Below are 14,042 nucleotides of genomic sequence, written 5' to 3'. Positions count from 1 at the left end.
ATAACAAACAATTACTTTCTCTTATATTGAATAGGGTTTTTACCAACTACCTTTTTAAAAATTCGATTAAAATAAGATAAACTTTCAAATCCACATTCATAACAAGTTTCTGTTACATTTTTATCACTTTTTAATAGCCTTTTTGCTTGCTCAATTCTATATTGATTTAAAAATTCTGTAAAAGTAAGTTGGGTCATTTTTTTGAAATAACGACAAAAAGCGGCGTTTGACAAATTAGTTTTCTGTGCTATTTCCTCTAATGAAATAGGTCTTTGAAAATTAGCTTCAATAAACTCATAAACAATTTTCAATCGCAACTGTTCTTTATTATTATACCTATTTTCAAAGGGAACTTCATGTAAAAGTGTCATTTCAGTAGTATTTGCAAGTAATTGAAATAGAGATAACACTTCTATGAATTGATCAAAATGAGATAATAAATGTACTTTTTGAAGTCTTTTGCCAACAGTATTTTTTATTTTTCCATCAAAACAAATTACCCTTTTAGAATTTTCGAAAAATTGATAAATTGAAGCTAACTCAGGGGTAGTAGCCAAGTCATTTTTAAAAAAATCTTCATTGATCTGTAAAACTACTTTTTCATATTCCGTTTTTATTCCATAATCGAAATTTAAATGTGGAATATTAGAACCTATAAAGACCAAATCACTTCCTTCAAAATTTCCTACATGATTTCCAACACGCCTTGTTCCGCTTGGAGCAACAATAAAAGTAAGTTCAAATTCAGGATGAAAATGCCAATAATAGAAATCATTCAACTTTGGATTTACTAATATTCGGAACGAACTTCCTGCTAACCTTTTTATATCTTCTAAAACTATTTTCATTTCAATATCAATTCTTTAATTGTTTTAAATATACAAAAAACTAGAATAAAAACAGTTATTTAATCAATATTGTACAAATAGTAGTAAATTTTGTAGAAATTAATGGCATTCATTTTTTATAATTTTGAATTATTAATAATAACTAAATATTCAAATAATGGAAAATAAGGAAAAAACAATGACGCCAAATATGGTGCCTACGATGGCAACGAATAATGCTCATAAAAACATCCCTGGTAATCCTTCGACTGCAAAATCGAGTAGTTTAAAATTAAATGATCGTTCTAATGGAAAACCTTTACGTTTATTAACTGAGGAAGATTGGAAATTTTGGAAAGAGAACGGATATATTGTAATAAAAAATGCTGTTCCCAAAGAGAATGCTAAAAAGATGGCTGACTTTTTATGGGAATTTGAAGAAAAAAATCAAAATGATCCAGAAACATGGTATGCTCCACCAAGAGCGGAAATGCAAATGAAAGAACTAACTAATAGTGGAATGGTTGAAGTATATAATCATCAATACCAATGGGATAATCGCCAAATGCAAAAAGTGTATGATGCATTTGTAGATATTTGGGGAACTGAGAAATTATGGGTGACTATTGATAGAGCTAATCTCAATTTGCCAATCAGACCTGATTTTGATTTTAAAGGATTTATTCATTGGGATTATGATCCTGAAACCAAGCCACAAAACGTTCAAGGAGTTCTTGCTTTAGCTGATCAAACTGATGAAAATATGGGAGGTTTTCAATGTATTCCTGATTTATATCGCAATTATGATACCTGGAAATTAACACAACCCGAAGATCGTAACCGTTTTAAACCAGATGTAACAGGATTAGAAGATAAATTTGTAAAAGTAAAAATGGAAGCTGGGGATTTATTAATTTTCAATAGTACACAACCACATGGAATACGACCAAATATTACTAAAGACAAAGTGAGAATGGCACAATATATTTCGATGATGCCAGCAGAAGAAGATAATGAAGAATTGAAACAATGGCGTATTAATTCTTGGAAAAATAGGGTAGCACCTGAAGGATATGCTTTTCCGGGAGATCCACGCAAATGGGAACAAACTAAATATGAAACTGCAGAGTTGACCGATTTAGGTAAAAAATTATTAGGACTTGAAAAATGGGAATAAAAAAAGGGATACGAAAAGTATCCCTTTTTTGTGGCTTTATATTAAGTTGTTCTTTATATAATTATAACTAGCAGCTGCAGATTCTATTGGATTAGGAATGTAGTTGCTTTCATGTTCCAAAAAGAAACGCTTCAATCCAGAAAGTTCCGCTTGCGCAAAAATAGCTTTAAAGTCAATAGTTCCAGTTCCAATCACAGCATTAAACTCATGATTGGCTTTATCCATATCTTTTACATGCCACATTTTAAAACGGCCTGGATGTTCTTTAAATAATTGCAATGGATCATGTCCAGCGCGAACTACCCAATATAAATCCATTTCAAAATCAACTAATTTTTTATCAGTTTCATTTAATAAAATTTCATAACCATTCGTTGACCCAAATTTTGTAAATTCAAAGTCATGATTGTGATATGCTAATTTTAAACCAGCAGCTTTACAAATTTCGGCTGCTTTATTAACTTTTAAGGCTAATTTTTTATAATCATCCCCAGTTTTACCTCTTAAGTTTTCAACTACATAAGGAACAGTAATGTATTCACTACCTAATATATTAGCTGCTTCAGTATAGGACTTAATTACATCAGTATTCCCATTTTCTATATAACCATTAAAATCAAAATGATTACTAGTTGCTTTTAAATCATTGTCACAAAGCATTTTTTTGAATTCCTTAACTGATGTCCCAAAAAAACCTTTTGTGGGAGAAAAACCAAAAGTTTCCACTTCGTTAAATCCTACTTTTCCAACTTGCGCCAATACTCCTTTAACATCTTTTGGAAAAGTATCTCTCAATGTCCATAATTGAATGCCTATTGCTTTCTTTTTTGCAGCAAAAGCAAAGGAAGGAGCAATCGCTAATGCTCCAAGAGCCAATCCGGTATTTATTAAAAAGTCTCTTCTTTTTATCATGAGTTCTATTTTTTATAATCGTTAAATATCACATATTGCGATTGCCTTTTTCAAGGATTTCAGCTTGTTCTGGTTTTTAGGAATAAACTCCTGCGCTACATATCCTTTAAACCCAGTTTCATGAATAGCTTTCATTATAGCACCGTAATTTAATTCTTGTGTATCATCAATTTCATTTCTCCCAGGAACTCCTGCTGTATGATAATGCGCTATATAATTATGGTTGTCTCTAATTGTTCTAATCACATCGCCTTCATCAATTTGCATATGGTAAATATCATATAATAGTTTGAAATGTTCTGAATTCAAACGTTTGGCCAACTCCACTCCCCAAGGAGTAGTATCACATTGATAATCAGGATGATTTACTTTACTATTCAATAGTTCCATAACTAAAACCACACCGTGCTTTTCTGCAATAGGAATTAATTTTTGTAAGCCAATAACACAATTGTTTAGTCCTTCTTCGTCTGTTTTATTTCTTTTATTCCCGCTAAAGCAAATAAGGTTTTTAAAACCTGCATTAGCCACGAGCGGAATCATTTCAGTATAATTATTAACTAGTGCCTCATGAAATTGAATATCATTAAAGCCGTCAACCAAATTAATTTCAGCGCCATTACACATAGGGGAGTCTAGTCCATACTTTTTTAGAATAGGCCATTCTTTAGGTCCAACCAAATCAATTCCCTTAATTCCAATTTTTTGGGCTTCTTTACAAAGAGTGTCCAAGTCTATATCATTAAAGCACCAGCGCGCAACGGAATGATTAATATTCCCTTTTAAAATATCTAAAGCCGATTCTTTTTCATTTGGATTCAATCCAAAATCAGAAAAACTTGCAGGAATTCCCATTGCTGCTGTTCCTGCTAACATCCCTTTTATAACGGATCTTCTGCTTAAGTTTGAATTCATAACTAGAGTATTAAATAGCCTTAATTTCTTTTTCTTTTTTCGAATCAAATAAAAGGGCAAATAACAAAAATACTGCGAATGCTATCCCTGCTGGAATAATCCAAACCATTTGCCAATTGATAGTACCATCAATCATTTTATAATTATCAGTAATCCAGCCGGCAACGGCAAAACCAACTAACATTCCAACACCATAAGTAGCTAATGTTATAAGGCCTTGGGCTGCACTTTTATATTTATCGCCCGCTTTTGAGTTGGTATATATTTGGCCTGAAACAAAAAAGAAATCATAACAAATTCCGTGCAGAGCGATACCAATTATCAGCATAAAACTCAAGTCACCACCATTTCCGTAAGCGAACAAAGCATAACGAATTGCCCATGCCAACATACCAACTAAAATTGTTTTCTTAAATCCGTAACGAACAAAAAATACGGGAATTAATAGCAAGAATAAAGCTTCAGAAATTTGCCCAATAGCCATTTTACCTGTTGGATTTTCAATTCCAGCACTTGTTAAAAAGGGATGTGCATTTTGATAATAAAAGGCTAGGGGAATACAAATAAGAATAGAAGAGATAAAAAATATAGCAAAGTTTTTATCCTTTAATAATTTTAAGGCATCTAATCCCAATAAATCAGCAACTCTAATTTTTTCATTTGAAACTATTTTTGGTGATGTTTTAGGTAAAGCAAAACTAAAAATTCCTAATACAAAAGCGGCTATTCCTGATAAAAGGAAAGTGTTTTTCAAGAGACCTTGCGTAACTCCTTCTGAAGAGTCCCAATGAAATACGTAACTGATCGATAGTCCAGCTAAGATCCAACCAATAGTTCCCCAAACTCTTATATTTGGAAATTCTTTTTCAGGATCTTTCATTTGATTAAAAGCTACTGAATTTACAAGCGCCAATGTAGGCATGTATAAGATCATATAGCCTAATACATAGGTGTAAAACATACCTACTTGTTCTGATTGATACATTTGATACATCAATAATGCTCCTGCTATATGAAGGATTCCTAATATTTTTTCAGCATTAAAGTAACGGTCAGCAATTAGTCCAATTATGAATGGAGCAATTATAGCGCCCCAAGACTGCGTTGAGAAAACAGAGGCCGTCTCTGAACCTGACGCTTGTAGATTTATTGCTAAATACGTTCCTAGAGTTACAAACCATGCTCCCCAGATAAAGAATTCAAGGAACATCATAACAGATAATTTAATGCGGATGGTGCTATTCATTGGTTTTTTTGGTTGGTTGGTTAATTTTTTTTGTAAGGCTAATCCTAATTAGGTTATAATTTTTTAATTAATATATTTCTATACCAAACATTATCTCCATGATCTTGCAAGGCAATTTTCCCCTTCTTAAAGGTTCCAAAATCTTTCCAAGCCGCAAATTTACTTCCTGCTACTAATTCCTTCCATTCATTATCCCAAAGTGTCGTTTTTACAACTTCAACTCCATTTAAAATAAATGTAAGTTGACCGTTGTTAGATATGATTTCAGCAGTATTCCATTCTCCCACAGCTTTAACTGGCTCTACATCACCTTTTACTAAATCATACAAATTTCCTGCTCTATGCTTGTCTATTTTCCCATCAGGATGACCTTCATTATCTAAAACTTGCATTTCCAAACCTGTTTCATAAGTATTTTTATACTTGATAGGATCTTCATTGATGTAAAAAATTATTCCGCTATTTCCTTTTGGAGCCACTTTCCAATCTACTTTTAAATGAAAATTAGAATATTCTTTATCTGTAACTAGATCTCCTCCTTGATTGTTTTCTTTTGCTGTTGGATCAAAATGTAATGTGCCTTTTTCAACTTTCCAAGCATTTCCTACTGTTGATTTTCCGTATGTATGCCAACCGTTAGTCGTTTTTCCATCAAAAAGACTCTCGAATTCACTTTGTGCATTGGCAATTGGTATCATAAGTAGAAGAAGGATTACGGTGATATTTAATTTTTTCATTTTTATTTATTTTAATATTTAACATTGATTTTTTATAGTACAAGATTTTTCCATCCTTGACGATAGTCTCTTTTTACAAATTGGTTTACATCATCAAAATTGGTGATTTTCATGTTTTCATTATCCCATAACAATTTTACAGATCTACCTGGATATTTAATTTTGCCATTCACTTCCTTTTGAATGTCATAACCTCTTATGGCTAAATTTGCCATTAATAAAGCTTCGGTTAATGGACCAGCAATTTCAAACGGTGAACTCAATTCGTGTTTTCCATACCCAGCAATAGCAGCTTCAACCCATTGTTTGTAATGCCCATTTGCACCATCTTGAACTCTATTATATTTGGAAGCTATTTTCAGGTTTTCATTCTTACTTAAAGGTAATAAACGGGGATTCAGCCCGTAAGTATCACACATCATTTTGCCTTTTGTACCAATAAATAGAGTTCCGTTACCACCATCACCAAAGATTTCATTAGGCTCTAATTCTAATGGTCTCTCCGGTTGGATACCACCATCCATCCAATGTAAGCTAACATCACCATTGGTTTTATCAGTTTTAGGGAATGTTAATGTGACATGGCTTGAAGGCGGACAACTTTCTGGAAAATAACCTCTTTTAAATTCATCGACATATACTGATCCTACACTGCATTGTACATCTTTAGCGTATTTTAAATTTAACACACTAAATGGAGCTTCAATTAAGTGACAACCCATATCACCTAAAGCTCCTGTTCCATAATCCCACCAGCCACGCCAGTTAAATGGAACTAACTTGTCTATATATTCTTTATAGGGTGCAGTACCTAACCATAAGTCCCAATCAAGTGCTTCAGGAACACTGCTTTTAGTTCCTGGCCAAGGAATTCCTTGAGGCCAAACAGGTCTATCTGTCCAAGCATTTACCGTATGTACATCACCTATTAGTCCCGCTTCATACCATTCTTTCATTATTCGTGTGCCATCATTTGAGGCACCTTGGTTTCCCATTTGAGTAACCACCTTATATTTTTTGGCAGCTTCAGTTAAAATACGGGCTTCAAAGATATCATGAGTCAGTGGCTTTTGAACATAAACATGTTTTCCTAGTTGCATGGCTGCCAAAGTTTGAATAGCATGATTATGATCTGGCGTTGCCACAGAAACAGCATCAAAATTTTTATGTTCTTTATCAAACATTTCTCGCCAGTCCTTATAATATTTTGCTTTTGGAAAAGCATTTACGCTTTTAGCAGCTCTTCTGTCATCAACATCACATAGAAAGGAAATATTTGCCTTTCCACTTTTATCAAACATTGCAATATCAGACTGTCCTTTTCCTCCAACTCCAATACTAGCTATTAATAAACGATCACTTGGAGCGACAAATCCTCTTCCTAACACATGACGAGGAACAATCATAAACGCTGCGGCCGCCATAGCACCCGTTTTTATAAAATCCCGTCTATTCTGAATAATTTTAGTGTTTTTTTCTTCTTCTTCTTTCATGTTTGCTACTTATGAGAATTAATAATATAAAAACATGTATGCGATGATATTAAAGGAATTGAAATCAAAACAATCAATTCTGAGTTTTATTTTTTTAAAGTCAAGATGTATTTAACCATAGATTTAGCATCATCTTTCGTTAGAGAAGCATGAGCGCCCATTGGTAAACTTCCCCATACACCCGAGCCTCCTTTTATGATTTTTCCAGATAAATAATTGATGTTCTTATCGTTTGCAGCGTACTTATTAGCGATATCTATATAAGAGGGACCTACCACTTTCTTATCTTTGTTATGACAACCAATACAGTCTGATTTAGCTATTAATTTCTCACCATCTGAAACTTGAAATTTTAAACTATGTATGTTTGAAGATTTAAGATAATTTTCATCCAAACTCTCATTAGAGAAAGAGGTTAAACCAATCATGGCAATGGCAAGCAATAAATATTTTATTTTCATTTCGTTTTTATTTTATATTCTACAATCCTAAAATTTTTCTGTTAAAAGTCTGACTGCTGTTAACTGAAGCAAAGTCATCAAAAGCTTTATCGGTAACTTTTATAATGTGCTTTTTTATGAATTCAGCACCTTCACGAGCACCATCTTCTTGATTTTTGATACAACATTCCCATTCCATGACGGCCCAACCTTTAAAATCATACTGAGATAATTTGCTGAAGATCGTTTTAAAGTCAACTTGACCGTCACCGGGTGAACGATAACGTCCGGCTCTGTTTAACCAACTTTGGTATCCACCAAAAGTTCCTTGTTTACCTGTAGGGTTGAATTCGGCATCTTTAACATGAAACGCTTTGATACGTTCGTGATAAAAATCAATGTATTGAATGTAATCTAATTGTTGGAGCACAAAGTGAGAGGGATCATATAAAATACAAGCACGAGAATGATTATTAACGGCTTTTAGAAACATTTCATAAGTTTCTCCATCGAATAAGTCTTCACCAGGGTGAATTTCATAACAGAGATCGACACCATTTTGATCAAATTCATTCAAAATAGGCATCCAACGCTTAGCTAATTCAGCAAATCCCTCTTCAACTAAACCTGCTGGTCGTTGTGGCCAAGGATGGAAATATTGCCAAAGTAAAGATCCACTAAAAGTAGCATGTGCATTTAACCCTAAATTATTAGAAGCTTTAGCTGCATATTTCAATTGTTGTACAGCCCATTCTTGTCTTGCTTTTGGTTTTCCATGTACGTTTGCAGGAGCAAAAGCATCAAATAAGTCGTCATATGCAGGATGAACGGCAACTAATTGACCTTGTAAGTGAGTTGATAATTCGGTTATTTCTAGACCATAAGACGCAATTTTGCCTTTTAATTCGTCAGCATACGTCTTGCTTTCTGCAGCTTTTTGTAAATCAATAAAACGCGTGTCTAAAGTTGGCATTTGTATACCTTTAAAGCCCAAATCAGCAGCCCATTTACAAATTCCGTCTAAAGAATTAAAAGGCGCTTCATCACTGATGAATTGTGCTAAAAATACTGCTGGTCCTTGTATTGTAGTCATTTCTTATATTTTAAATTTTAAAATCAAACCATTTTTGATCTGATTTACCTGAGGCGATTACATTTTCAATGAAAGCCATTCCGCGTACACCATCTTCGACAGTAGGGAAATCAAGCATTTCTTCAGTTGGTTCCTTTCCTTCTAATTTTGCGGATAATGTCAAAGCGAAATTCTTATATAAATTAGCAAATGCTTCTAAATACCCTTCGGGATGTCCACTAGGAGTGCGAGAATTGAACTGCGCACTACTAGATAAATAACCATTTCCGGCCCTATAGATTTGAGCGGGAGCATCGGGCCATTTAACAAGTAGGGTATTGGGTTCCATTTGATGCCATTCCAAACCTCCTTTTTCTCCGTAAACCTTAATTTTCAAACTATTTTCTTCTCCACTAGCAATTTGTGAGGCTACCAAGATACCATTGGCACCATTGTCAAATTTCAATAATACATTACCATCATCATCGAGTTTTCTGCCTTCGACAACGATGTTAATATCGGCACATAATTTAGTGATTTGTAAACCTGAAATATATTCAGCTAATTGAGCTGCATGTGTGCCAATATCTCCCATACAACCGCTAATACCACTTTTTTCAGGGTCAGTTCTCCAAGCTGCTTGCTTGTTTCCGTCTTTTTCAGTCAAAGTACTTAACCAACCTTGTGGGTATTCGACCATTACTTTACGGATTTTTCCAAACTGATTATCAGCAACCATTTTTCTGGCTTGTTTAACCATTGGATAACCCGAGTAGGTATGACTGAGGCATAAAATAAGTCCTGTTTCTTTTACTCTTTGTTGTATTTGCTTGGCTTCATCAAGACTTAAAGTCATTGGTTTGTCAATCATAACATGAAACCCATGTTCTAAAGCCATCATAGCAGGGGCGAAGTGGGCAAAATTTGGTGTAACAATAGACACAAAATCCATTCGTTCGCCTAAAGGAAGTTTACTTTCAGTAACTAACATTTCTTGGTAAGAACCATAACATTTTGAATCAGTAAGAAACAAATCTCTTCCCGATGCTTTAGATGTCTCTGGATTAGAACTAAAAGCGCCGCAATGGAGTTCTATTAATCCGTCCATGTTAGCAGCAATACGGTGAATAGCGCCAATAAAAGCATTTTTTCCACCGCCAATCATTCCCATTTTTAGTTTTCTCATAGCCATTAAATTCCCTATATATTTCCTTTTTTTAATTCTTTTACAGCATAATCTGCTGCGCGAGCAGTCAAAGCCATAAAAGTCAAAGAAGGATTTTGACAAGCTATTGAAGGCATGCAAGAACCATCAGTAACAAATACGTTGCTAACTTCGTGCATTTGATTCCATTTGTTTAGTACAGATTCTTTAGGATCATTACCCATTCGGGCAGTTCCCATTTCATGAATCGCCATACCTGGATAACATTCATTATCAAATGTTTTTACATTTTTGATTCCAGATGCTTCTAGCATTTCTGCAGCATCATTCATCATATCAATTCGCATTTTTTTCTCGTTTTCTTTGTATTCGCAATCAATTGCCAACACAGACTGACCCCATTTGTCTTTTCTGGTATGATCGATGTACACTTTATTTTCATAGTACGGTAACATTTCACCAAAACCTCCAAGTCCCATACTCCAAGTATCAGCAGGAAAACTCAGTTTGTCTTTAAAATCACCGCCAAACTCTAGTTCAGCTACTTCTTCATGCCATGAACCTCTGCTGGCCCCACCTTGGTAACCAAATCCTCTTAAATAGTCTCTTTTATCATTCCCAACATTTTGATATCTTGGAACATAAATTCCGTTGGCTCTACGACCATAAGTGTATTTATCTTCAAAACCTACAGCACTTCCTGAAGCACCACAACGAAAATGATGATCCATTAAATTATGTCCTAATTGCCCGCTTGCATTTCCCAATCCATTAGGGTGTGCATCTGAAGTTGAATTTAATAAAATAAAGGTTGATCCTAGAGTAGATCCGTTTACAAATACAATTTTAGCATAAAACTCGATACTTTCATTAGTCTTAGCATCAATAACCATAACTCCTTTTGCCTTTTTAGTGTCTTTATCATAAATGATGTGGTTAACAATAGAGTATGGTCTAACGGTTAATCGTTTAGTAGCCATTGCAGCTGGTAGAGTGCTAGACTGTGTGCTAAAATAAGCGCCAAATGGACATCCACGGCTACAAAGATTACGGTACTGACAGCTACCTCTACCTTTATGAGGGACAGTCAAATTAGCAGTACGTCCAATAGTTAATATGCGGCTTTTATTGTAGTGCTTTTCAATGCGTTCTTTAACTGATTTTTCGACACAATTTAAATCCATTGGTGGTAAAAATTTACCATCTGGTAGTAACGGCCAGTTTTCAGCTTGACCACTTATACCTGCAAATTGTTCTACATAGTCATACCATTTAGTTAGGTCTTTATAGCGTATTGGCCAATCATTTCCATGACCATCTTTTTTATTATCTTCAAAATTGTGGTCGCTGAAACGGTAACTCTGTCTTCCCCAAGTCAAAGATTTACCACCTACGTGAAAACCTCTATACCAGTCAAAACGCTTGTCCTCAGTGTAAGGGCAATCTAAATCATTTACCCACCATTTTTCATTAGCTTCCTGATACGGATAATCTCTAGTCTGTACCGGATGGGTTCTTTTTTGTTCCTCTGTCAATTTTCCAGCATGCTCAAACTCCCAAGGGGCTTTCATTGCTGAGTCATAATCTTTTATATGTTCTACATTCATGCCTCGCTCGAGCATCAATACATTTAAACCTTTTTCAGTAAGTTCTTTTGCAGCCCAGCCACCGCTAATACCAGATCCAATTACAATTGCGTCGTAGGTATTTTGTTCTTTTAAATTGGTATTTATATTCACTTTCCTTATTTTTTAAATTGATTTTTAAATCTTCTATTTACTGAAATAGTCGTTATGTCGCCCAGGCTTTTTGCCCAGGCTTATACTCCGCATTACCGTCATATTTACCGGGGATTGGTAGATATTCACGAGCTTGAGTACAACCAATTTCAGAAGAGAAATACCCCAAAAGAGTTAAATCTCTAGCTATAGTAAAGAAAGAATAAGGTAGTTTTTTGTCAATCGTGTCTTTTCTTAAATCTCCAACCAATTTTTGTTTTTGATCGTCGGCAAGAGATAGGAAATTTTTATTGTAGTCTTGCATTGCTTTTGACTCCATTTCTTTTAAGCCTGAAGCAAATGTATGCTGCATTGCAGGAGGATAACAATCCCTTATCATCATTGGAATAAAAGTTCCAACTCCAGCTGCCTTAGCTCCTGGAGAGAGTTTTGTAGTTGGAATAATTATATCAGCAAATTCGGCTAAAATCTCTTCATCTGTTCCTGAAAAAGATACTTGATTTTTTTCATCCTCGGGAAGTGTAAAATTTTCAAATAAAACTCCAATTGTAGAGGAGGAGAGGGCAGTTCCGAGTAAAAATGCCACGTTTTTAAGTGCTTTTCTTCTATCCATTTGCTAAATTATTAAGTATGTCTTATTATTTTGCTAAATATGTAATTAATACATTGTATCAATATTACTAAAATTATTGCTGTAATCTTAGTTAACAACACTGTTGGCTATAATAAATATTAAATTATTAATGATTTTAGGCAAATGATTAAATATGTATATTATTTTGGATTTGAAATGCTTGTAAATTACCATTTATTCAACAGGAAATTTATTATTACTATTGTAAGTGTCTCAAACAACGCCTTAAAAATTATTTAAAGTAAAAATAATCTTGTTAAAATTTATAAAAAACGTCGAATTGTAATCTCATTGCTTAAAAAAGAAACAATAAAGAAAATGTATTGCAAAAAAAGGAATAGTAAATGAAGTGTCTGAAACATCAACTTCAAAAGTAAAATTTCAGTAGAAATGAAATCCTAAAAAGAAGGTCAGCCACTAGAATTAAAAAGTAGTAATAAAACTGCTAATATTAAGACAAGAAAGAGTAAATATAAATTAATAAAAGGCTAACGCTCAAACAACCCTATAGTTCCGCCAACCCAATCTTTATCTTTATTGAATTTAACGCCTATCATTTCTCCTCTGCTCAATCGCACGAGGTTGCAAAGTAGAGTAGGAGCAGCATCATTCTTTTTCCATACGCAAAGAACGCGGACTTCTGCTTTTACTTTCCCTTCAGGTGATTGTACGATAGGCATATAGTTTACCTTTTTCTGAAGGATGTAGAGTTCTTTTTCAACAACTGCTTCAATATCTTCCTTTTTTACATGGAAAATAACTCCCGTTCCTGAAAAAGAAAACAAGGGTTTCAAAACGTAGTTTTCTAAATCTTCCGGAATTTCGGTCAATTCGCTCAACAAAGTGGTTTCAATAAAATATTTTCCCTTTAAAAAAGGCAATATGAATTTACTAATCCTAAAAAACCAATTCGGATGTCCTGCCCATTCCACATCAAGTTCGTCTGAGAAATGAAAATTCAGTTTTAAATCGGTACGCAAATCGAGTTCATCAAAAATCACTCGATTGTATATGCGTTTTACAAGAATTTCAGTACCGTTTTCATTCGTATAAAAAAGCTGTTTTCCTTTTTTAATTAGTTCGGTTACACAAACCGTAGGTATACCTAAATCTCGTTTGCAATAATAAAAGTCAATTTTGGTGTTTTGTTTTTCGGGTTCAATCTCGAGGAGAATGACATTTTCTTTAGGATGACCGTTGCGTATTACATCATCAAGTATCTGAAGGTATTGTTGTGAAGTAATCCCATTTATGAATGGAGTCAACTCGTCTAGAAAAGGATATTGATTTGTGAATTTTTCGAACAAATTCATCTGGTAATTAAACAAGGACGGGAATCCTTGTACTTCAATTAATTTTGGAATAATAGCACCATATTCTTCACATATTCCGAAATCTATTGCCAGAAAGGTGCTGTGCTCGTCTTCGTTCGGCACTTTATGATTTAATTCTAATGATTTGTCAGTAAGCGCTTTAAAATGATCTTTCTGAATCAAAGCTATAACTTCATTACAACCTTCAATAAGCTGTTCCTTAAGCTCATTAGATATAAAAAAAGGTGTTTCTCCCAATCGAAAAGTGGGTTCGTAACCAAAGTCGGAAGCAATATCATCTTTGAGTGCCTGATACTTCTTTTCTGTAAATTGGGCATTGAATAATTTTCGATATTTAGAAATCATATAAAG

At 34.0% G+C, this 14,042-nt stretch carries 13 protein-coding genes; 1 reads left to right on the top strand and 12 read right to left on the bottom strand.

The window, feature by feature from the left end:
- Positions 1-11 precede the first annotated feature (11 nt).
- Complete coding sequence (locus BLV91_RS03890; protein ID WP_091429884.1) at positions 12-848, bottom strand: AraC family transcriptional regulator; 837 nt, start codon at positions 846-848, stop codon at positions 12-14.
- A gap of 157 nt (positions 849-1,005) precedes the next feature.
- Between BLV91_RS03890 and BLV91_RS03885 the strand changes: the two genes are divergently transcribed.
- Positions 1,006-2,004: a phytanoyl-CoA dioxygenase family protein gene (locus BLV91_RS03885; RefSeq protein ID WP_175513948.1), complete on the top strand. Its 999-nt coding sequence runs from the start codon at positions 1,006-1,008 to the stop codon at positions 2,002-2,004.
- A gap of 36 nt (positions 2,005-2,040) precedes the next feature.
- Here the strand turns inward: BLV91_RS03885 and BLV91_RS03880 are convergent, their stop codons facing one another.
- The 11 genes from BLV91_RS03880 to BLV91_RS03830 all read right to left on the bottom strand — a co-directional run bounded on the left by BLV91_RS03880 (position 2,041) and on the right by BLV91_RS03830 (position 14,036).
- The gene (locus tag BLV91_RS03880; RefSeq protein WP_091429881.1) at positions 2,041-2,916 is read right to left on the bottom strand and encodes a sugar phosphate isomerase/epimerase family protein; all 876 of its coding nucleotides are present in this window, start codon (positions 2,914-2,916) and stop codon (positions 2,041-2,043) included.
- 21 nt (positions 2,917-2,937) lie between these two features.
- Positions 2,938-3,831 (bottom strand): hydroxypyruvate isomerase family protein, encoded by an 894-nt coding sequence (locus BLV91_RS03875; RefSeq protein ID WP_091430294.1) that lies wholly within the window; start codon positions 3,829-3,831, stop codon positions 2,938-2,940.
- Positions 3,832-3,841: 10 nt separating this feature from the next.
- On the bottom strand, positions 3,842-5,077 hold the full coding sequence (locus BLV91_RS03870; RefSeq protein ID WP_091429879.1) for an MFS transporter: 1,236 nt from the start codon (positions 5,075-5,077) through the stop codon (positions 3,842-3,844).
- Between the two features lie 53 nt (positions 5,078-5,130).
- Entirely contained in the window at positions 5,131-5,814 is a 684-nt protein-coding gene (locus BLV91_RS03865; protein WP_091429877.1) for a 3-keto-disaccharide hydrolase, read from the bottom strand.
- A 32-nt stretch (positions 5,815-5,846) separates the two neighbouring features.
- Positions 5,847-7,307: a Gfo/Idh/MocA family protein gene (locus tag BLV91_RS03860; RefSeq protein ID WP_091429875.1), complete on the bottom strand. Its 1,461-nt coding sequence runs from the start codon at positions 7,305-7,307 to the stop codon at positions 5,847-5,849.
- 86 nt (positions 7,308-7,393) lie between these two features.
- On the bottom strand, positions 7,394-7,768 hold the full coding sequence (locus tag BLV91_RS03855) for a c-type cytochrome (protein WP_091429872.1): 375 nt from the start codon (positions 7,766-7,768) through the stop codon (positions 7,394-7,396).
- Between the two features lie 19 nt (positions 7,769-7,787).
- Positions 7,788-8,840 carry a sugar phosphate isomerase/epimerase family protein gene (locus BLV91_RS03850; protein WP_091429868.1) on the bottom strand — a complete coding sequence of 351 codons (1,053 nt, stop codon included), beginning with the start codon at positions 8,838-8,840 and terminating at the stop codon, positions 7,788-7,790.
- Positions 8,841-8,850: 10 nt separating this feature from the next.
- The gene (locus tag BLV91_RS03845) at positions 8,851-10,005 is read right to left on the bottom strand and encodes a Gfo/Idh/MocA family protein (protein WP_245709600.1); all 1,155 of its coding nucleotides are present in this window, start codon (positions 10,003-10,005) and stop codon (positions 8,851-8,853) included.
- A 14-nt stretch (positions 10,006-10,019) separates the two neighbouring features.
- Positions 10,020-11,723: a GMC oxidoreductase gene (locus tag BLV91_RS03840; protein WP_091429864.1), complete on the bottom strand. Its 1,704-nt coding sequence runs from the start codon at positions 11,721-11,723 to the stop codon at positions 10,020-10,022.
- A gap of 52 nt (positions 11,724-11,775) precedes the next feature.
- The gene (locus BLV91_RS03835; RefSeq protein WP_091429862.1) at positions 11,776-12,336 is read right to left on the bottom strand and encodes a gluconate 2-dehydrogenase subunit 3 family protein; all 561 of its coding nucleotides are present in this window, start codon (positions 12,334-12,336) and stop codon (positions 11,776-11,778) included.
- Positions 12,337-12,845: 509 nt separating this feature from the next.
- On the bottom strand, positions 12,846-14,036 hold the full coding sequence (locus tag BLV91_RS03830) for a hypothetical protein (protein ID WP_091429861.1): 1,191 nt from the start codon (positions 14,034-14,036) through the stop codon (positions 12,846-12,848).
- Positions 14,037-14,042 lie beyond the last annotated feature (6 nt).

Source organism: Flavobacterium degerlachei (assembly GCF_900106645.1).
In the GTDB taxonomy this organism is placed as follows: Bacteria; Bacteroidota; Bacteroidia; order Flavobacteriales; family Flavobacteriaceae; genus Flavobacterium; species Flavobacterium degerlachei.
The sequence above is the reverse complement of the archived record's forward strand: the minus strand, read 5'-3'. Positions and strand labels throughout refer to the sequence as shown.

Bases quoted from the DNA above. Each gene is read 5' to 3' on its own strand.
- BLV91_RS03875 (WP_091430294.1), bottom strand. From the start codon at position 3,831: ATGAATTCAAACTTAAGCAGAAGATCCGTTATAAAAGGGATGTTAGCA.
- BLV91_RS03885 (WP_175513948.1), top strand. From the start codon at position 1,006: ATGGAAAATAAGGAAAAAACAATGACGCCAAATATGGTGCCTACGATG.
- BLV91_RS03835 (WP_091429862.1), bottom strand. From the start codon at position 12,336: ATGGATAGAAGAAAAGCACTTAAAAACGTGGCATTTTTACTCGGAACT.
- BLV91_RS03855 (WP_091429872.1), bottom strand. From the start codon at position 7,768: ATGAAAATAAAATATTTATTGCTTGCCATTGCCATGATTGGTTTAACC.
- BLV91_RS03860 (WP_091429875.1), bottom strand. From the start codon at position 7,307: ATGAAAGAAGAAGAAGAAAAAAACACTAAAATTATTCAGAATAGACGG.
- BLV91_RS03830 (WP_091429861.1), bottom strand. From the start codon at position 14,036: ATGATTTCTAAATATCGAAAATTATTCAATGCCCAATTTACAGAAAAG.
- BLV91_RS03870 (WP_091429879.1), bottom strand. From the start codon at position 5,077: ATGAATAGCACCATCCGCATTAAATTATCTGTTATGATGTTCCTTGAA.
- BLV91_RS03865 (WP_091429877.1), bottom strand. From the start codon at position 5,814: ATGAAAAAATTAAATATCACCGTAATCCTTCTTCTACTTATGATACCA.
- BLV91_RS03850 (WP_091429868.1), bottom strand. From the start codon at position 8,840: ATGACTACAATACAAGGACCAGCAGTATTTTTAGCACAATTCATCAGT.
- BLV91_RS03890 (WP_091429884.1), bottom strand. From the start codon at position 848: ATGAAAATAGTTTTAGAAGATATAAAAAGGTTAGCAGGAAGTTCGTTC.
- BLV91_RS03845 (WP_245709600.1), bottom strand. From the start codon at position 10,005: ATGAGAAAACTAAAAATGGGAATGATTGGCGGTGGAAAAAATGCTTTT.
- BLV91_RS03880 (WP_091429881.1), bottom strand. From the start codon at position 2,916: ATGATAAAAAGAAGAGACTTTTTAATAAATACCGGATTGGCTCTTGGA.